Here is a 17,969-nt window from a genome sequence, read left to right as displayed (position 1 = left end):
TTTAGTTCAGTGCCCCGGCAAACCCCGCATTGGCTAAGAGATGCTTCCCAGGGCATCGCCACGAAGCACGCTTTGTCCGGCACTGAGATCTGCGGAAGTGAAGACGCCATCTCGGTGGGCGGCAACCGGGGATTCCATCTTCATAGCTTCTAAGACGGCCACTGTTTGTCCCTTGCTCACCGACTCGCCATCTTGTGCTGAGAATGAGACCAGGTTACCTGCCATGGGGGAGACGAGGGCGGCTTCGTCGGTATCGGCATCCTGAACGGCTGCTGAATCCGCTGAGGTTGATCCGCCGTGACGGATTGCATTGACCAAGGCAACGGGCAAGCCAAGAGCCATGGCCTTGCCATCAAGGTCAATGGTCAGAATCTCGCGTTCCGCACCGGCCTCGGTGGTGGCTATCTCATCGCTGGTAGCCAGCTCATCAGCGAACTCGGATTCAATCCACGTCGTGTAGACGCCAAAACGTTGTTCGGCGACAAAGTCCGGATGCTTGGACACCGAACGGTGGAACGGTAGAACCGTAGGAACCCCTTCAATGGAAAACTCTGCCAACGCCACCTGGGCGCGGCGCAAGGCCTGCTCGCGGGTAGCACCATGAACAATCAGCTTGGCCATGAGCGAGTCGTACTGGCCAGGAATCACCGAGTTGCTGCGGACGCCGGCGTCCACGCGGATGCCGGAGCCGGTAGGCGCCTCAAACCGGGTGATGGTGCCAGGCCCCGGCAGGAAGCCACGCGCGGGATCCTCGGCATTGATGCGGAATTCGAAAGCATGACCCACTGGGGTAGGGTCTTCGAGCACCGAGAGTTCCTTACCCTCGGCAATACGGAACTGTTCGATGACCAGGTCCAAGCCGGAGGTTTCTTCGCTGACCGGGTGCTCAACTTGCAACCGGGTATTGACCTCAAGGAATGAGATGAGGCCATCCGGGGCCACTAGGTATTCCACGGTGCCTGCGCCGACATACCCGGCTTCACGGCAGATCCGCTTGGCTGATTCATGGATTTCGCTGCGTTGCTCATCGGAGAGAAACGGTGCAGGGGCCTCTTCTACTAGCTTTTGGTGACGACGCTGCAAGGAGCAATCGCGGGTGCCCACCACAATGACATTGCCATGGGCATCTGCAAGGACCTGGGCTTCCACGTGACGTGGCTTGTCAAGGAAACGCTCCACAAAGCATTCACCGCGACCGAACGCCACGGTGGCTTCACGGACTGCAGATTCGAACGAATCTTCAATGTCTTCCATGGTGTGCGCGACCTTTAGGCCACGCCCGCCACCACCGAAGGCTGCCTTGATGGCAACGGGTACTCCATACTTTTCGGCAAAGGCTCGAACCTCACCAGCGTTAGCTGCCGGGGCATCGGTGCCGGGCACCAGAGGAGCGCCAGCACGAACCGCGATTTCACGCGCGGTCACCTTATTGCCCAAAAGCTCAATGGCTTGCGGCGACGGGCCAATCCAAGTCATTCCTGCGTCGATGACCGCACGAGCAAAGTCCGCGTTTTCGGAAAGGAAACCATAACCTGGGTGAACTGCGTCCGCACCGGCACGCTGGGCAATGGCGATGATCTTGGAAATATCCAAGTAGGTTTCGGCACTCGAAGACCCTTCGAGGGAGTACGCTTCATCGGCACGGCGCACATGCAATGCGTCGGCGTCCGGATCAGAGTAGATGGCAACCGATTTCAGGTTGGCGTCGGAGGCGGCGCGGGCGATACGAACAGCGATTTCGCCGCGGTTGGCGATCAAGACCTTTTTCATGCCTGGGTTCCTTCGGTGCGTGGAGCGGATTCGGAAAATTCAAAACGGATATGGCTGCCCGGCGGCAGTTGTGCGGCATCAGATAAGTCTTCAGCGATGACGGTGGCGATAACCGGGTAACCGCCGGTAACTGGGTGGTCGGCGAGGAATAAGACCGGCAACCCGGACGGTGGGACCTGTAACGAGCCTAGAGCTACACCCTCGCTGGAAAGTTCCCCGGTTCGAACTCGTTCCAGGGCGCTTGCTTCGCCTTCCACGCCTAATCGAACCCCGATGCGGTTCGATTCACTAGTGACCAGCCACTGCTGATTGAGCAGTTTCTCTACACCCGCCGGACCAAACCAGTCATCTCTTGGCCCCACGCTGACGCGTAAGACGAAGCACCCTTCGATGTCTTCAACCGGTAAAGTGCTAGGTTCGCTCTCTCCAACTATCTGGAGATTCTCTGGCTGCGCAATAGGGAGGAAAGTTCCTGCAGTCAATGGCGCAGGACCAACGCCGGAGAGTGTATCGGTCGCCAACGAACCGAGAATTTTGGGCAGCTGGATGGTGCCGCGCACCGCGATGTAGCTGCGTAAACCATTACCTGTAGGTTCTAAATCCAAGCGCTCGCCGTCCAGCAGTGCGAACGGTGCGTCCATAGAGGCTTCACGTTCGGTGCGGACGAAATCCTCAGGTGCTGGAGTGATGCTCAGTTTAGCTTCCGCTCCGCTGACCGCTAGGACTTGATCTCCATGGGCTCGCAAGCTGATGCGGCCAGTCAAATTTTCAATACACGCTTGGTTAGGGATATTTCCTACCAGCCTATTTGCCTGATACAGCGAGCTTGCATCTGCGGCGCCACTGGCAGGGACACCAAGCGCCCCAAAGCCGTAGCGGCCGGCGTCTTGGAGCAAGCTTTGCAAACCGGAATCGAGCACTTCGAGTCCGTCGCCACTAGGCGTGTTGGCGACTTCGGTGGTGGGTGTTTGTGTGTGGACGTTCAAGGCGTTGCGCGAGGCGACAAACTGCACCCGATCCTGTGGACGGATCAGGGCCGGGTCCTCCCGGTCCAAATCCCACAGTGCCGAGTCGGTGTGGCCTAGCAGCTGCCAGCCTCCGGGGGACCGGCGCGGGTATACGGCGGAGTATTCCCCTGCCAGAGCGACCGACCCGGTAGGTACCGCGGTGCGTGGTGTTTCACGGCGGGGCACTTCCAATACATTATTTTCACCGAGCAGGTAAGCGAAGCCAGGAGCGAAGCCACCAAAAGCTGCCCGCCACTGCTGGCCGGTATGCGCATTGACCACGGCCTGCGTGCTCAAACCGGTGAGCTGGGCGACGGTATCAAGGTCTTCACCGTCGTAGCAGACCTCGATAGTGACAAGTTTTCCGGAAGCTACTGCCGCCGTGTTCAGCTTCAGCTGGGGCAGGTGCCTCGCGGCGGCCCGAGCTTGCTCGGTGGTTTCAAACTTCACCATGACCGTTTGGGCTGCTGCCAAAATATCGCGTTGGCCAGGTAGCGGCTGAGCTTGCAGGTATGCGTCGAGAGCTAGGACCGATTCGAGGTCTGCTAACTCGACGAGGACATCGTGGCTTCCGGCGGCCAATACGTTGGTGATGCTCATACGAAGCTCTTGATCTGCACGCCGGCGGATTCTAGCCCGGCGCGCACCGCTGCGGCCATGGCTACGGATCCGGCGGTATCTCCGTGGACGCAGATGGATTCAGCCGGCATCTGGATAACCGATCCGTCGATGGCTTTGAGCGTGCCGTCACTCGCCAGACGAATCATATTTTCTGTCACCTGGGCACTGTCGTGGAGCACTGCGTTGGCTTCGCGGCGAGAGACCAGGGTGCCGTCGGGGTTGTAATTACGGTCCGCAAAAGCTTCGGCTACTGGGCGCAGTCCGGCGTGTTCTGCCTTGGTTAATGCCACCGAACCAGGGAGTAAGAGCACGGGTAGATCTTCACCAAACGATTTAACCGCATCGACGACGGCCTGGGCGTGAACTTCATGATGAACAATCGTGTTGTACAACGCGCCATGGGGTTTGACGTATTTGATGTTGGAACCTGCTGCGCGTGCCAAGGCTTGGAGCGCACCAAGCTGGTAAAGCACATCGTCCGCCAGCTCGGTGGCCGAGCAGTCTAGGAAGCGTCGGCCGAATCCGGCCAAATCCCGGTAGCCGACGTGAGCGCCGATGGCGACTCCCGCGCTGACCGCGTCGCGACAGGTCTGTGCGATACCGCTTGGATCGCCTGCGTGGAAACCGCACGCCACGTTGGCTGAAGAGACCGAGGTGAAGATTGCTGCGTCATCACCCATGACCCAGTTGCCGAAGGACTCGCCTACATCAGAATTAAGGTCGATATACGTCATCTGTGATCCCCGTCTCTCCGCGTCGTTTATCTAAGCATGCACCAAAAACACATATTGTTCAACAATCTGACCTAGCTTTGTGGAAATTATTTACGCGTAGCCAGATGCAGACAATTATTAAACGCAGCAGGGGCCCGCAGTCAGTGACTGCGGGCCCCTGCCTAGCGATTCGACCGGAGTGGCTAGCTGAGATTAGGCGCGCTTTTCGACCTTGATGAAGAACGAAAGCACTACACCGATGGTGCCCAGCAAAGCGCCCACGATAAAGGCTGCATGCGCACCGGTGAAGAGCGACTGCGCCAGGTCGGAACCCTGTGCGAGTTCGTTGTTGGACAGTACCGACATCACGGTAATGAAGATGGTGGTACCGATGGCGCCACCAAGCTGTTGGCCGGTGCTGAAGATCGCAGAACCGTGTCCATAAAGACGGGGGTTGACCGAGGACATGGCCGAGGACATCAGACCGGTCATCAGCAATGCCAGACCGATCGAGAAGACGATGTGGCTGATCATGAACATCCACAGTTCGGTTTCGGTGGTGACCGTGACGTACATCCACTGGCCCAAGGCCAGCATGATTGCACCGGGGATCAAGACTGGGCGAGGGCCGTGCTTGTCGTAGATGCGGCCGAAGATTGGTGAAACGATGGCCTGCGCGAGACCACCTGGCAGCAGCATCATGCCGATGGCTAGAGCGCTAATTCCCTTGCCGGATTCGAGAATGATGGGAACCATCATGATTGTGCCGAGCAATGTGCCGAAGGCAATCATGATCAGCACGATTGCAAAGGTGAAATTGCGAGAGGCGAAGGGGGTGAGGTTCAGCAGTTCCTTACCCTCGCGGGTCAATCTAATCTGACGCTTGATGAACAGTGCCAAGGAGGCTAGAGCCACAACAAAGGTTGCCACGGTCAAGCCCATATTGTCGCTGGCCTTTTCGATGCTGGCGATGCCGTAGACCAGCAAACCAAAGGCGAGTGCGGAAAGAATCACCGAGAAAACATCGACCGGAAGTTTACGCGCGGTTGATGGAAGTTTGATGAAGATGGCGCCCAAGATTAAGGTGATCACTGCCAGCGGAGCCATCAGCACGAAGATGTAGTGCCATCCCCACGCGTGAACAATGGCACCGGAGACGGTCGGGCCAACGGCAGGACCGACTGAGATCACGATGGAGTTCAGGCCCATAACCATGCCGCGCTTGTGCACTGGGACCAGGGACAAGGTAGTAGTCATCAACAATGGCAAGACGATAGCGGTGCCAACGGCCTGAATGATGCGAGCGAGCAGCAGGAAAGCGAAGCTCGGGGCAAAAATTGCAATCAGTGTGCCGACCAAGAAACTGGACAGCGCGAAGACGAACAATGAACGACTAGTGAAGCGCTGCAGCAGGAAGCCGGTGGTCGGGATAACTACGGACATAGTCACGAGGAATCCGGTGGTGAGCCATTGCCCGGCAGAAGCCGAAATGCCCATATCCGCCATAATGGCTGGGAGGGCCACCGTCAGGACAGTCTCGTTCATAATCATCAAGAACGCGGCCAGTGCCAGAGCTCCGATAATTCCGGTGAGCTGCTTAGTGGGCAGTACCGGGTTTTTAGGTCGTGAAGGCGCGGTTTCGGCCTTGATTTCGGTGCGCTCAGGAGCCACGGATTCCTCTTTCTAGAATTGTTCAACTTTCAAATTCTGTCACAAGGTGACACAATTTCGTAAGCGAAACTGGCAGAGTGTGACAGAAAACAACTCTGTGCTGGAGCGTCGTAGGATGATGGCTAAATACAGAACAACACGTAGGAAATTTAATGGGCATTCGTGACGAACATAAAGCCGCCACCAAACAGGCTATTCAAGCAGCGACCCTAGATCTCATTGAATCGTTGGGGCTTGAGGCAACTACCGTAGCGCGAATTGCCGAACGCGCAGGAATCTCCGAGCGTACATTTTTTCGCTACTTCGACTCGAAAGAATCGGCTATCGTCCCCGGCCAAGGTGAACTCATCGCCACACTCGCCGGGACCGAAATTGCGGCAGGAAAATCCTCCTCTGAAATTTTTCATGCACTGCTTGAAGTGTGCCGAACGCATTTCAGTGTCGAAGTTCGTCACCATGAAATCCGGCGGATCTCCCGGCTCATGCGCGAAGACCCCAAGCTGCTGGTGATCGCCACGCGCCGCGAGCAAGAACTCGTCGTTTCGCTCAGCCAGTCATTGGTGAACCGTGAATTGCTGGACATAATGCAGGCGATGCTGGTCGCTGAATTGGTGGCAACTACTTGGCGCGTTGCGTGGCAGTGTTTTGCGTATGAAGAAGCTGCTGGGCTGACCTCAACACCAGCTGAACTTTTCGAGAAGGCAATCATTAGCCTCTCGCAGATAGTCTCGATTGATTCCCTGAGGACCTGAACCTCCTCGTTTGCACATTGAGTTACTGGTCATTAACTTAAGTGTGACAAAGTGCTCGGGCACTATTCATCGCGGTATTTCGGGGAAAAAGCGTGAAATTTCGGTATAAAGTAAACGCCCAAAAGTGTGGTGCAGGACAAAATCAGGTAAGTTTAGAACGTTGAGTTTAGGGCGGATAGCCCGCTTCCGCACGACGTTCAGGGAGACGCCACACTTATGGCCAAGATTATTTACACCCACACCGACGAAGCCCCGATGCTGGCAACGCACTCGTTCCTGCCAATTGTGGAGGCCTTCGCGTCTACCGCCGGTGTTGAACTTGAGACCCGCGACATTTCGCTGGCAGGGCGCATCATCGCCACTTTCCCGGATTATGTCACCGAAGAACAGCGCATCGCCGATGCACTAAGCGAGCTTGGCGACCTAGCCAAGACCCCAGAAGCAAACATCATCAAGCTTCCAAACATCTCGGCATCGATCCCGCAGCTCAAGGCTGCCATCACCGAACTTCAGGCAGCTGGCTACGCGTTGCCAGATTACCCGGAGAACCCATCCTCGGATGAGGACACCGATGTTCGCGCACGTTACGACAAGCTCAAGGGCTCTGCCGTGAACCCAGTGCTACGTGAAGGTAACTCGGATCGCCGCGCACCATTGAGCGTGAAGAACTACGCACGCAAGTACCCGCACTCCATGGGTGCCTGGGCCTCGGACTCGAAGACCAACGTTGCCACCATGACAGCCGATGACTTCGCCTCCAATGAGAAGTCCATCGTCATCGACAAGGACAAGTCCATCTCCATCCGCTTCGTGGGCGAAGACGGAGCGGTAAAAGTTCTAAAGAAGCCGTTCAAGGTACTTGAAGGCGAAGTTATCGACGGTACCGTCATGCACGTCGCTGCACTGACCGAGTTCCTGAAGAACGCCGTAGCCCGCGCCAAGGAAGACGGTGTGCTCTTCTCGGCTCACCTGAAGGCCACCATGATGAAGGTTTCAGACCCAATCATCTTCGGCCACGTCGTCAAGGCGTACTTCTCCGAGCTGTTCGCAACCTACGGTGACGAGCTAAAGGCCGCGGGCCTGAATCCAAATAACGGCCTAGCTGCCATCCTCGGCGGACTAGACGAACTCTCTGATGACGTTCGCGCCGGTGTGGAGAAGCTGATCGCTAAGGGTCTGGAAGAAGGCCCAGCCGTTGCCATGGTCGATTCCGACAAGGGCATCACCAACCTGCACGTTCCATCGGATGTCATCGTTGACGCTTCGATGCCAGCAATGATCCGTCTCGGCGGCAAAATGTGGGGCCCAGACGGCAAGGAAGCCGAAACCTTGGCTGTCCTGCCGGACTCGTCCTACTCGGGCGTATACCAGGCGGTTATCGAAGATTGCCGCGCAAACGGCGCCTACGATCCAACCACCATGGGCACCGTGCCAAACGTGGGGCTGATGGCTCAGAAGGCCGAAGAATACGGTTCCCACGACAAGACCTTCGAACTGGCTGCCGACGGCCACGTACAGATCTTGGACGAGAACGACACCGTACTCATCGAACACCAAGTCTTCGCCGGTGACATCTGGCGTGCCTGCCAGGCCAAGGATGTTGCCATCCGTGACTGGGTCAAGCTTGCTGTGAACCGTGCCCGTGCCTCGCAGACCCCAGCGGTCTTCTGGTTGGACGAGAAGCGCGCACATGACGCCGTACTGATCACCAAGGTCGACGAGTACCTCAAGGAACACGACACCGATGGCCTGACCATCGAAATCTTGGCTCCAATCGAGGCTACCAAGTACACCATCGAACGCATCCGCAAGGGCGAGGACACCATCTCGGTGACCGGTAACGTGCTTCGTGACTACCTGACCGACCTGTTCCCAATTCTTGAATTGGGCACCTCGGCCAAGATGCTTTCGATCGTTCCACTGCTTGCCGGTGGCGGACTGTTCGAAACCGGCGCCGGTGGTTCGGCTCCAAAGCACGTGCAGCAGCTGGTGAACGAAAACCACCTGCGCTGGGATTCACTGGGTGAATTCATGGCGTTGGGCGCTTCCTTTGAGCACCTGGCCAACACCACTGACAACGCCCGCGCACAGGTTCTGGCAGATACCTTGGATGCCGCAACCGGCACCTTCCTGCTGGAAGACAAGTCGCCTAAGCGTAATGTTGGCGAGTTGGACAACCGTGGCAGCCACTTCTACCTAGCTAAGTTCTGGGCCGAAGAGCTGTCCAAGCAGGACAAGGACGCTGCGCTTGCACAGGCCTTCTCCGCCGTAGCCAAGGCACTGGATGAGAACGAGGAAGCAATCGTTTCCGAGCTCGCCGAAGTTCAGGGCAAGGCAGTAGACATCGCTGGATACTACCGTCCGGATGAGGCAAAGACCTCCGCAGTGATGCGTCCAAGCGCAACCCTGAACAAGGCTCTGGAACTGCTGACCAAGTAGTCCCAAGCTAGTCAACATAGGCCGCGTAACCACCTAGTGGTTACGCGGCCTACGTCGTTAACCTTTGCAAAACACTTTAACTACCCGTTCAATGTCATTTTGTTGAGAATCTATCCGTGCAGGCAGCCACTGTGCGCTGAGCCTGGTGTTGTCTCTGGTCTGCCGAACTGGAAGACTCAATTCATGAGTCAGATCTGGGAACTAGTACATGCCGAACGCGAAGCACTGATCGAGGATCTCGCCGAGCTGAGCGAGGAACAATGGGCCGCCACGTCCTTATGCGCAGGCTGGACGGTTCACGATGTTGCCGCGCACCTGATCGATAATGCGCGCACCACAACGCCTCGACTTGCGGTAGCCATGGCTAAAGCCCGCTTTGATTTTGACCGGCAGAACGCCAACGGAGTCGCCGCAGAAAAGGGCGCGACCATCCAAGAAACTCTCAGGGGCCTGCGCGAAGTGGCCGCACGACGCAGCGGACCGCCGGCCCCGCTAGCCAGCCGTTTGGTAGAAGAAATCGCTCACGGCGAAGACATTCGGCGTCCGCTGGGAATTAAGCGCAACTACCCGCCACAGTCAGTGCAACTAGCCATCGGCTACCAGACGCGCACGAGCCAAGCATTCGGTGGCGCAAAGGAGTTGGCGCGCCGGGTCACCCTGGTCGCCGAGGATGACGATTTCACCCTCGGCACGGGGATGGAAATTCGAGGTCCGCTGATTGAACTGTTGATGCTGGTTACCGGACGTGAGGAACGTTTAGGTTCCTTGCACGGACCCGGTGTCGCGTTCATCTGATCCTGAGCTTCAAACATCCCAGGGATCCGTGCAGGCTTAGAGCCCGCGGCCGGCCTCCCATAAATTATCTGCGGTTCCCGCCAGCAGAGCGTTCAACGAGACCGCCTGCGCATCGGTAAACGAGGCAATATAGTCTACGATCGCGCGGGCCTGACCTAAGCGCTGCACCTCATTGGGTCCGGCCTGCAAGAACAGCTCGGGGGAGTGTGCGCGCAACTGCCGATACTCTTCGGTAGCAGCCTGCACCGAATCTAAGAGGCGGCGCGGAGCTCGCGCCGCATCATCGGGATCGTTGAGCCAGGAATTAAATCCCTCGGCCAAAGACTTGATGATGCGGGTCTGTCCGCGCTGGTACACGGCCAGATCCGAGCGATCCAGAACAAAGCGCGAGTGCACAAACTTCAGCACTCCCACATCGTGCCAGGCTTCCTTGGTCAGCCGCACATGTCCGCTGCGGATCGTCGGGGTGCGCTCTACCGTCACCGATTCTTGCAGCCGGTCGATCCACCTGCGCGTAAAAGCAGTCACCGCACGGTCAGCTTCCAAGCCACCGTCGTAGGGCACCGCCAGCAGTCCCTCGACGAGGTCATGCCCTACGCGCTGCACCGAATCACGGAAAGCACCAGCGTCGGCAATCCACGGATCTTTAGCAAAAGCTCGACGCCAGGTCATTTCCAAGGCATGGCCCGGCTTGCGCAGATCCAGATCTGCCTGACGCAACGCTGCCAGCTGTTCGGACTGTTCCAACCAGTTACGGAACTCGGCCGAGACCGTGGTGTATTGCAAGATTCCGGCACGGTAAAAATCATCCAGATCATGGACCGCGTAAGCGATGTCATCGGCGATATCCATCACCGAGCTTTCAACGGTTTGCTGATATTTAGTGATCGCCGGGAATACCGAGAGCACGTCGCGCATTTCGGCGGCCTCAATGTCATAGGCCGAGTATTTGATGGCCCCCGCAGCCGGATCGGTGCCAACCCCTCGCGGCAGCAACTCCGCGGAAATCGGGGCCAGGGTGCGCCACTCATTGCGCGTCCACGGATACTTCAGTACCGCTGCACGCACCGCCCGAGTCAGGTTCATCCCGCGAGCTGTGGCATCACAGCTATCCAGTGCGGTCAGAATGCGGAATGTCTGAGCATTGCCCTCAAAGCCGTCGGGCAACCCCAGGATATTGCGGGCTACCCGGTCCAGCTCTTGCTCACCCAAATGCCCGAAGGGCGGGTGGCCCAAATCGTGGGCAGCGGCCGCCGCCTGAACGACCACCGGGTCGCAACCACCTAAGTCCGCCACCAGCTTGCGAGTTTCTTCGTCTGCGGTGCGTAGTCCAATGGCAATGCTTCGTGCCACGGCGGAGACCTTCAGCGAGTGGGTCAGCCGGTTATGCACCGTGGTGCCCGAACCCGCTTGCGGAATGACTTGGGTGACCGCCGACAAGCGCGAGAAGTACGGAGAGAAACGAATGCGTTCGATATCGATACGAAAATCGTCCTCGGCGGTACGATTCTGCTCGATGATTGCGCGCTCTCGGCCGCCGGTGTCATGAGTTTTCTGCCTGATATCCATCGTAGGAACTAGCCTAGGTCATACGTCCCAAACGAGCAGGTAAAAGCGGTGACTGGGAGTTTCTAATTCAAACGACTAACTGCGCACCAGATGGAGCGGGGCGGCTCCGGCGGCTAGGCGCTTGACCTGTTCAACGGCTAAATTCATCGCAAGATCAATGAACATCGTCGTGTTTCCCGCAATATGCGGGGTGACTAAGCAATTTGGCGCCGTCCACAGTCGGTGGCCAGCCGGCAGTGGTTCGGGATCTGTGACATCCAGCGCCGCGGATAGTCTTTCTGACTCAAGCTCAACGAGCAACGCCTCGGTATTCACCACAGGTCCACGACCCACATTGACCAAAAGACTACCGTTGGGCATCTGGGCCAAGAACTCTTTACCGACTATCCCGCGCGTGCTGGGGCTATCAGGTAAAGCAACGATGACAATCTCGGCGCTAGGCAAAAGTTGAGGTAACTCGTCGATGCCATGCACTGCTAAACCTTCCTCGGTGGTGCGTGCACGGCTAGCTACCGCTAGGATTTTTCGGGGTTTAAAGGGTAGTAAACGCTGGTAGATTTCCTGGCCAACACCGCCGAACCCCAAAAGCAACACTGACGAACCGTGCAAGGTCCCGCCCCAGAGCGGATTCCAATCTTCCTGTTGCTGCTGACTTGTTGCGCGTGGAATTTCCCGCAATGACGCGAGGATCAGTGCCAGAGTATGTTCCGCGGTCGCATCTTCCACTGCTCCTTTGGAATTACTCAGGCTGACCGTTGAGGGCAGATGATCGACAATCCATTCAAAACCAAGTGATAGTAGGTGCACATGTTGTAAACCCGGAATCTTGGCTACGCGGTCGCGGCGTTCAAAGAGTAACGGACGCTCGGTGATGAGCACCTCTGCTTCGGGAGCATCGTCAGCGGAATCATTGATGTGCCAAAAGATTGGCGTGATTCCGGGGACGTCTAGGTGAGCTACTAAGCGCCCGTTGGGAACAAGTACACGTAGAGCCACGTGGCGCCTCCTGAAATATTTGCGCTTGTCTCCAGACCAAATGGGGCTGGACCTATCGCCATTTTTGCAGTTTATCTTTCTAATGCAAAACTATTTGTTCAGCTTGGATTATGTGATGATTAGGGCATATGTTCAATTACCTGCGGCAGAATGGATTGTAAATAGGTTAGAATATTGGCATGTCGAATTCGCCAGAGTCAGCAAAAGAGGCCCGCAAGTCTTTACCGAGCACCAGCGCAACATTTTTCATGTTTTCTGGCGGCACCGTGATGTTGTTTGGCATCGTGGGACTATTTCTCGGTGGCGATGTCAGTGCTGCATTACTGATATTGTCCGGCGCAGTTCTGTGCGTAGGTTCCGCTATCACGGAAGCAATCCACAATAAATAGGTTTGGGTACGTGCAGAACGTCAGCTGTCCGTACCCCACTAGGAACAAAAACTGATCCATTCGAATCATTTGCAAGAATAAGTGCTAAACAGTGCTTCGACAGCGCGAGATGCCGAACGGTGGTGAGACGATCTTGGGAATCGAATACCTATTAGCACTTCTTTTTGGGATTGCTTTTATTGCGGCCTGCGCTTCATATGGGCGGTACCGAAACAAGCATAAGAACAGAGACAAGTAAGCCTTTTTATACTGCATGTTCATGAATAATTCGCGTATCTGCCTCATCTTGGCCCAGCCGTGACACGTACTTCCGAATGAACTCTTACGCGAGTATTGCCTGGTCAGCTGAAGATGATTTTCGAATAATAAGACTGTGGGAATCAATCACTTAGTCAACTAGTGCGTTGATCAGTGCGACTCGTTCAGCCATGGCCTTCCGTCGACTCAAGCTCAGTCAAGAACTTATCCAGCCGGGACGCCCGAGTTTTCGCGGTCCTTGCAATCATCAGTTGATGCAAGATGTGATACCGCGGCTGGGACTTCAGCGCAGAAAAATTAGCTGCCGCTACTGGCGAAAGATCCAATCTGGCCTGTAAATCTTCTGGGACCTCCGCCTTCGCCTGGCCCTGATAGGCGGCATCCCAGCGACCATCGGCTTTCGCCTTGTCGATCTCGGCTTGTCCACGCTCACGCATCCGGTCCTGAGCGATCAGCTCTTGCACGTAGCCGGTGTTCCGTTCGGACCAGACAGAAGTCTTGCGCCGCGGTGTGAAGTGCTGGATGAAGGTATGCTCATCGTTTCCGCGCCGCCGGCCATCGATCCAGCCGCTACATAAGGCTTCTTGCAACGCCGACGCATAGCTGAGCGTGGTGGGAGAAGTTGTGCCCTTCTTCGCCAGCAGCAGCCAAACCCCATCCGAGGTGTCCTCATGTTCGTCGAGCCAAGCGCGCCAACCGGAAATATCTGGCCGTATCAAAATTTCGCGCTCATCCATGAGACCAATACTCCGGCAGTCTGGCAGCTCATGCAACGCGTTGCGCGCCGGAACTCTGTGTTTCTTTGACTGCCCGGGGCATAATCAGCAATGCCATCGCTGAGAAGCCGGCGTAGACACTAGCAGCAAGGGCCACTTGGGTTCCGTAAAAGTACGTGCCAAAAGGTACGAACCAGGCTAGATAGACGGAGCCGACAACGACCCCCAGTATTATCACGACTGCCGGTATGCGGTACGTCAGACCCCTAACAAGGACTCCCTGTACGGCCAGCAACATGCCAAAAACCGCGAGCAAGGCGATGGCCAGCGCAATCATGAATGAAGGGGAGCCAACCTCGCTCAAGGCTTGTCGTAGGCTCTGGCTGACCTCGGCGAACAGTAATGGCACCCCTAAGCAACACAAGGCCGCGATCAGTGCGAGAAGTACTAGGCGTCGGCCGTTACCCACGATGAACTCCCAAATCTAGAGGTCAACTCAGGCTAACAAGTACCTCTAACTCGGTCAACGGCAAGCGTGCGTCATAAATCGGTCACGAACCAGCAGCTTCACTGGGGCCTGTCGGCGAAAGAACCAAGATGTGCAGAAGATCCGCGGATCTTCTGGCATGCCCCGCGTCATATATGACGTGCAGTGTTCGCGTCATGTCTACAGTCCAACGTCATGTGACGGCAGATCACCGCCTGTTAAGCGCCGTGCCCGTATGCACTTGCGTTCGTTTTGGATCACCGCGAAGAATGAAATCACCAACCCATCAAGAGCGACTAAGAGATCTGGCTCGAAGACGTCGCAGCAACCATCGGGAAACCGAAAGGTGCTAATGCCAGGAACGATGGAGCAGTACCGACTGCGCACCACGGCACCCCGACATAGGGGTTTAATCGTGATGCCAAATCGGGACCTGCCTCGTCAACTACGAGGAGGAGTATATGAGCGTTTCAGTGGCCCCACCATCGCTCTCTTATGAGCTATTCCCGCCGGTCAGTAGGGATGCCGAACAGAGCGTGTACCGGAGTATCGACCTGCTGGCCGATACCAACCCCGATTACGTGTCGGTCACCTATTCGGGATCCACCACGCGTCGCCGGCAGTCCCTAGAACTCATCGAGCATCTGGTGCAGAACACCAAACTGCGCCCACTGGCCCACCTCACGTGTGTGGGGGAGAGCCGAGATTCGCTGGAAATCCTGATCCGGCACTTCCTGGCCCTGGGAGTTCGCGGAGTACTCGCCCTGCGAGGTGATCTGCCGGCAGACCCGCACGAATGGCGCGGAGAATTTCCCTTCGCCCGCTACCTTATCGAACTGATCCGCGAGGTTGAGGTGCAGCATAGTGCGGCGCTCGCCGGGGGACGGCTGGGCGTCGGCGTGGCGGCCTACCCAATCCAGCACCCCGAGTCGCCCAGCTACGAGCACGATATTGAGGTGCTGCTCGGCAAGGAACGCGCCGGAGCGAACTACGCAATCACCCAGGTGTACTTCCGCCCCGAAGACTACCGTCAACTGGTCACCGCGGCCCGTAAGGCGGGAGTGAGCATCCCGTTGATTCCCGGGGTGATTCCACTGAACTCGTTGCGCCGTTTGGAACGCGTTTCACACATGGCCGGGGTGGCCCCAGACCCGATCCTCGCCCACGCGCTAGAAAGCGCGAGCGATGAATCCGAACGCCACCAGATCGGGGTGCGCTGGGCAGTCGATCTGGCCCGCGCGGCCTTCGACGACGGTGCTCCGGGACTGCACCTGTACACCTTCAACGACCACGCCGGCTCACTGGATGTCATCGACAAACTCCAGCTGCCACGAACCCGCACCCGAGTAGCTAACACCTGGGCCACCCATTCAATCCACTAATTCATCAGCAACAAAATCAAGGAGACTCTCATGAGCAAGAACTTCCCGGCAGCCACCATCCTCGGATACCCACGCATCGGCGCCAACCGCGAACTTAAAAAGGCGCTAGAGGCACACTGGTCCTTCAAAACCACCGAGGCGCAGCTGTACGAATCCGCAGACGCACTACAAAAGCATAATAATCAGCGTCTGACCGATCTTGGTCTGGATGCCAAGAACGCGGCCATCCCCGCAGATGTCGCCTACTACGATCAGGTGCTCGACACCCTGGTAGCGCTCGGCGCGGTACCCGCCCGCTTTGCCGGACAGATCAGCGCCCCGATTTCCACCGCCGACTCCTTCATCCTGGCCCGCGGCAATGCCACGACGGCGCCACTGGAAATGACCAAATGGTTCGATACGAACTACCACTACCTTGTTCCGGAAATTGGTGCAGACACCGTATTCAGCGCTAACTCCTCCAACCTCGTAGCTACCCATAACAAGCACCACGGCGCAGGGTATGAAACCCGACCCACACTGATCGGCCCGATCACCTTCCTCTTGCTTGCAAAGTCCGAACAGCCAGGATTCGACCCACTGTCACGCATCGACGAGCTGCTCGAAACCTATCTGGAACTGCTCGCCGATCTGGGCGCCGCCGGGGTCAAATGGGTGCAGTTTGATGAGCCTGCACTAGTCACCGAGGCGGGCTCGGTCCATGGGGAAGCCGGAAACCTCGCCGAAAAGGTCTACAGCAAACTGGCTGCCGCGAAGCTGCGTCCAGAACTGTTGGTCACCACCGGTTACGGCACCGCCGGAAACGTGAGCCGCCCAGGAGAAACCGCCGGTGTCTTGGCCCGAGCCGGAGTCGAAGCGGTGCACGTAGATCTGGTCCGCGGAGCCGCTCCGCAGGCAGAATACCTCGGAGACCTGGCCGGAGCCACCTTGCTGGCCGGCATCGTGGACTCACGTAATGTCTGGCGCAACAACCTCGGCGCTTCGCTGATCACCTTGCGCGCCCTGCGTTCGGTGGTCCAGGCAGCAGATGGACGGCTCTCGGTGGGAACCGCCACCTCCTTGCAGCATGTGCCACACGATGTGGCACGGGAAGAAAACCTGCCGGTGCACTTGCCCCAATGGCTGGCCTTCGCAGATCAGAAGATCACCGAGGTACTCACCTTGGCCAAGGGGCTGGAACTGGGCGAAGAGGCGATCGCAGCACCGCTGCAGGCGGCCGCTAGTGCCGCCGAGGCCCGCGCCGCGTTCACCGGAACCACCGTTGCCGCGGTACGTGAGCGTCTGGCCGCGCTGACCGACGCAGACTTCACCCGCAGTGACGAGCAGGTCCGTGAACAGACCCAGCGTGAAGCCTTGGGCTTGCCGCTGATGCCAACCACCACCATCGGCTCCTTTCCGCAGACCTCCGAGGTGCGCAAAGCCCGATCGGCACACGCTACCGGGCAGCTCGATGAGACCGCCTACGAGGAATTTCTCAAGACAGAAATCGCCCGCGTCGTGGCCCTTCAAGAAGAACTCGGCTTGGATGTGCTGGTGCACGGCGAGGCCGAACGCAACGACATGGTCCAGTACTTCGCGGAGAACTTCGACGGCTTCGCCGCCACGCAGAACGGCTGGGTGCAGTCCTACGGATCACGGGCCACCCGGCCGTCGATCCTCTGGGGCGATGTATCGCGCCCGGCGGCCTTCACCGTGCCCTGGATTTCCTACGCGGCCTCGCTGACCAGCAAACCACTGAAGGGCATGCTCACCGGCCCGGTCACCATCTTGGCCTGGAGCTTCATCCGCGACGATGTCTCACTGGAGACCTCGGCCAACCAGGTCGCCTTGGCCCTGCGCGATGAGATCACCGACCTGCAGCACGCCGGAATTTCGATTATCCAGGTTGATGAACCGGCCCTGCGTGAACTGCTGCCGCTGCGCGATTGCGCCAAGGCCGACTACCTGCGCTGGTCGGTGAACTCCTTCAAGCTGGCCACCGCCGGCGCTGCGGATGCCACACAGATCCACACGCACCTGTGCTATTCGGAATTCGGGGAGGTCATCGACGCGATCGACGCACTGGACGCCGATGTCACCTCCATCGAGGCGGCCCGCTCGCGGATGGAGGTGATCGGAGATCTGGAGGACTTCGGCTTCCGCCGCGGGATCGGCCCGGGCGTCTATGACATCCACTCGCCGCGTGTACCAACTACCGCAGAAGTGGCCGAACTGATCCGCATCGCGCTGGACTCGGTCGCCGCCAAGCAGCTGTGGCTGAACCCAGACTGCGGCCTGAAAACCCGCGGCTACCCCGAAACCAAGGCCTCGCTGGAAAACCTTGTCTCCGCGGCCATCTCGGTGCGCGAATCCGTCGCAGCCAGCGTCTAACCCGCACCCCGCGGGCATCAACAACACAGTAAAG

Annotated in this window: 14 protein-coding genes and 1 riboswitch; of the genes, 6 read left to right on the top strand and 8 right to left on the bottom strand. The window is 57.8% G+C overall.

Going from position 1 to position 17,969, the window contains the following annotated elements:
* Positions 1-33: 33 nt before the first annotated feature.
* The 4 genes from VJ369_RS01160 to VJ369_RS01145 form a co-directional block, all read right to left on the bottom strand.
* Complete coding sequence (locus tag VJ369_RS01160; protein WP_324090325.1) at positions 34-1,770, bottom strand: acetyl/propionyl/methylcrotonyl-CoA carboxylase subunit alpha; 1,737 nt, start codon at positions 1,768-1,770, stop codon at positions 34-36.
* Positions 1,767-3,377 (bottom strand): carboxyltransferase domain-containing protein, encoded by a 1,611-nt coding sequence (locus VJ369_RS01155; protein ID WP_324090324.1) that lies wholly within the window; start codon positions 3,375-3,377, stop codon positions 1,767-1,769. The genes VJ369_RS01160 and VJ369_RS01155 overlap by 4 nt, the downstream gene beginning before the upstream one ends.
* Positions 3,374-4,132 (bottom strand): 5-oxoprolinase subunit PxpA, encoded by a 759-nt coding sequence (locus VJ369_RS01150; RefSeq protein ID WP_324090323.1) that lies wholly within the window; start codon positions 4,130-4,132, stop codon positions 3,374-3,376. The genes VJ369_RS01155 and VJ369_RS01150 overlap by 4 nt, the downstream gene beginning before the upstream one ends.
* 192 nt (positions 4,133-4,324) lie before the next feature.
* Positions 4,325-5,782, bottom strand: coding sequence for an MDR family MFS transporter (locus VJ369_RS01145; protein ID WP_324090322.1), 1,458 nt, complete (start codon positions 5,780-5,782; stop codon positions 4,325-4,327).
* Between the two features lie 152 nt (positions 5,783-5,934).
* On the opposite strand from VJ369_RS01145, the gene VJ369_RS01140 reads away from it, so the two are divergent.
* The 3 genes from VJ369_RS01140 to VJ369_RS01130 all read left to right on the top strand — a co-directional run bounded on the left by VJ369_RS01140 (position 5,935) and on the right by VJ369_RS01130 (position 9,768).
* Positions 5,935-6,534, top strand: coding sequence for a TetR/AcrR family transcriptional regulator (locus VJ369_RS01140; protein ID WP_324090321.1), 600 nt, complete (start codon positions 5,935-5,937; stop codon positions 6,532-6,534).
* A 216-nt stretch (positions 6,535-6,750) separates the two neighbouring features.
* Positions 6,751-8,973 carry an NADP-dependent isocitrate dehydrogenase gene (locus tag VJ369_RS01135; RefSeq protein ID WP_324090320.1) on the top strand — a complete coding sequence of 741 codons (2,223 nt, stop codon included), beginning with the start codon at positions 6,751-6,753 and terminating at the stop codon, positions 8,971-8,973.
* A 183-nt stretch (positions 8,974-9,156) separates the two neighbouring features.
* On the top strand, positions 9,157-9,768 hold the full coding sequence (locus VJ369_RS01130) for a maleylpyruvate isomerase family mycothiol-dependent enzyme (protein ID WP_324090319.1): 612 nt from the start codon (positions 9,157-9,159) through the stop codon (positions 9,766-9,768).
* Between the two features lie 36 nt (positions 9,769-9,804).
* On the opposite strand, the gene VJ369_RS01125 is transcribed toward VJ369_RS01130, so the two are convergent.
* Both VJ369_RS01125 and VJ369_RS01120 read right to left on the bottom strand, forming a co-directional pair.
* The gene (locus VJ369_RS01125; RefSeq protein WP_324090318.1) at positions 9,805-11,337 is read right to left on the bottom strand and encodes a dGTP triphosphohydrolase; all 1,533 of its coding nucleotides are present in this window, start codon (positions 11,335-11,337) and stop codon (positions 9,805-9,807) included.
* A gap of 75 nt (positions 11,338-11,412) precedes the next feature.
* Entirely contained in the window at positions 11,413-12,333 is a 921-nt protein-coding gene (locus VJ369_RS01120; RefSeq protein WP_324090317.1) for a 2-hydroxyacid dehydrogenase, read from the bottom strand.
* 179 nt (positions 12,334-12,512) lie between these two features.
* On the opposite strand from VJ369_RS01120, the gene VJ369_RS01115 reads away from it, so the two are divergent.
* Positions 12,513-12,722: a hypothetical protein gene (locus VJ369_RS01115; RefSeq protein ID WP_324090316.1), complete on the top strand. Its 210-nt coding sequence runs from the start codon at positions 12,513-12,515 to the stop codon at positions 12,720-12,722.
* Between the two features lie 422 nt (positions 12,723-13,144).
* Here the strand turns inward: VJ369_RS01115 and VJ369_RS01110 are convergent, their stop codons facing one another.
* Together VJ369_RS01110 and VJ369_RS01105 are read right to left on the bottom strand one after the other, a co-directional pair.
* Positions 13,145-13,717 (bottom strand): YdeI/OmpD-associated family protein, encoded by a 573-nt coding sequence (locus VJ369_RS01110; RefSeq protein WP_324090315.1) that lies wholly within the window; start codon positions 13,715-13,717, stop codon positions 13,145-13,147.
* A 28-nt stretch (positions 13,718-13,745) separates the two neighbouring features.
* The gene (locus tag VJ369_RS01105; RefSeq protein WP_324090314.1) at positions 13,746-14,165 is read right to left on the bottom strand and encodes a hypothetical protein; all 420 of its coding nucleotides are present in this window, start codon (positions 14,163-14,165) and stop codon (positions 13,746-13,748) included.
* Positions 14,166-14,463: 298 nt separating this feature from the next.
* Positions 14,464-14,554: riboswitch (SAM riboswitch) on the top strand.
* Positions 14,555-14,644: 90 nt separating this feature from the next.
* Between VJ369_RS01105 and VJ369_RS01100 the strand changes: the two genes are divergently transcribed.
* Both VJ369_RS01100 and metE read left to right on the top strand, forming a co-directional pair.
* Positions 14,645-15,565 carry a methylenetetrahydrofolate reductase gene (locus VJ369_RS01100; RefSeq protein ID WP_324090313.1) on the top strand — a complete coding sequence of 307 codons (921 nt, stop codon included), beginning with the start codon at positions 14,645-14,647 and terminating at the stop codon, positions 15,563-15,565.
* Between the two features lie 30 nt (positions 15,566-15,595).
* On the top strand, positions 15,596-17,935 hold the full coding sequence (gene metE / locus VJ369_RS01095; RefSeq protein WP_324090312.1) for a 5-methyltetrahydropteroyltriglutamate--homocysteine S-methyltransferase: 2,340 nt from the start codon (positions 15,596-15,598) through the stop codon (positions 17,933-17,935).
* Positions 17,936-17,969: the final 34 nt, after the last annotated feature.

The organism is Glutamicibacter sp. (assembly GCF_035257265.1).
Taxonomy (GTDB): Bacteria; Actinomycetota; Actinomycetes; order Actinomycetales; family Micrococcaceae; genus Glutamicibacter.
The sequence above is the reverse complement of the archived record's forward strand: the minus strand, read 5'-3'. Positions and strand labels throughout refer to the sequence as shown.

What these genes read in the sequence shown, in the direction of transcription:
- VJ369_RS01160 (WP_324090325.1), bottom strand. Translation starts at nt 1,770, where the DNA reads ATGAAAAAGGTCTTGATCGCCAACCGCGGCGAAATCGCTGTTCGTATC.
- VJ369_RS01155 (WP_324090324.1), bottom strand. Translation starts at nt 3,377, where the DNA reads ATGAGCATCACCAACGTATTGGCCGCCGGAAGCCACGATGTCCTCGTC.
- VJ369_RS01150 (WP_324090323.1), bottom strand. Translation starts at nt 4,132, where the DNA reads ATGACGTATATCGACCTTAATTCTGATGTAGGCGAGTCCTTCGGCAAC.
- VJ369_RS01140 (WP_324090321.1), top strand. Translation starts at nt 5,935, where the DNA reads ATGGGCATTCGTGACGAACATAAAGCCGCCACCAAACAGGCTATTCAA.
- VJ369_RS01135 (WP_324090320.1), top strand. Translation starts at nt 6,751, where the DNA reads ATGGCCAAGATTATTTACACCCACACCGACGAAGCCCCGATGCTGGCA.
- VJ369_RS01130 (WP_324090319.1), top strand. Translation starts at nt 9,157, where the DNA reads ATGAGTCAGATCTGGGAACTAGTACATGCCGAACGCGAAGCACTGATC.
- VJ369_RS01125 (WP_324090318.1), bottom strand. Translation starts at nt 11,337, where the DNA reads ATGGATATCAGGCAGAAAACTCATGACACCGGCGGCCGAGAGCGCGCA.
- VJ369_RS01115 (WP_324090316.1), top strand. Translation starts at nt 12,513, where the DNA reads ATGTCGAATTCGCCAGAGTCAGCAAAAGAGGCCCGCAAGTCTTTACCG.
- VJ369_RS01110 (WP_324090315.1), bottom strand. Translation starts at nt 13,717, where the DNA reads ATGGATGAGCGCGAAATTTTGATACGGCCAGATATTTCCGGTTGGCGC.
- VJ369_RS01100 (WP_324090313.1), top strand. Translation starts at nt 14,645, where the DNA reads ATGAGCGTTTCAGTGGCCCCACCATCGCTCTCTTATGAGCTATTCCCG.
- metE (WP_324090312.1), top strand. Translation starts at nt 15,596, where the DNA reads ATGAGCAAGAACTTCCCGGCAGCCACCATCCTCGGATACCCACGCATC.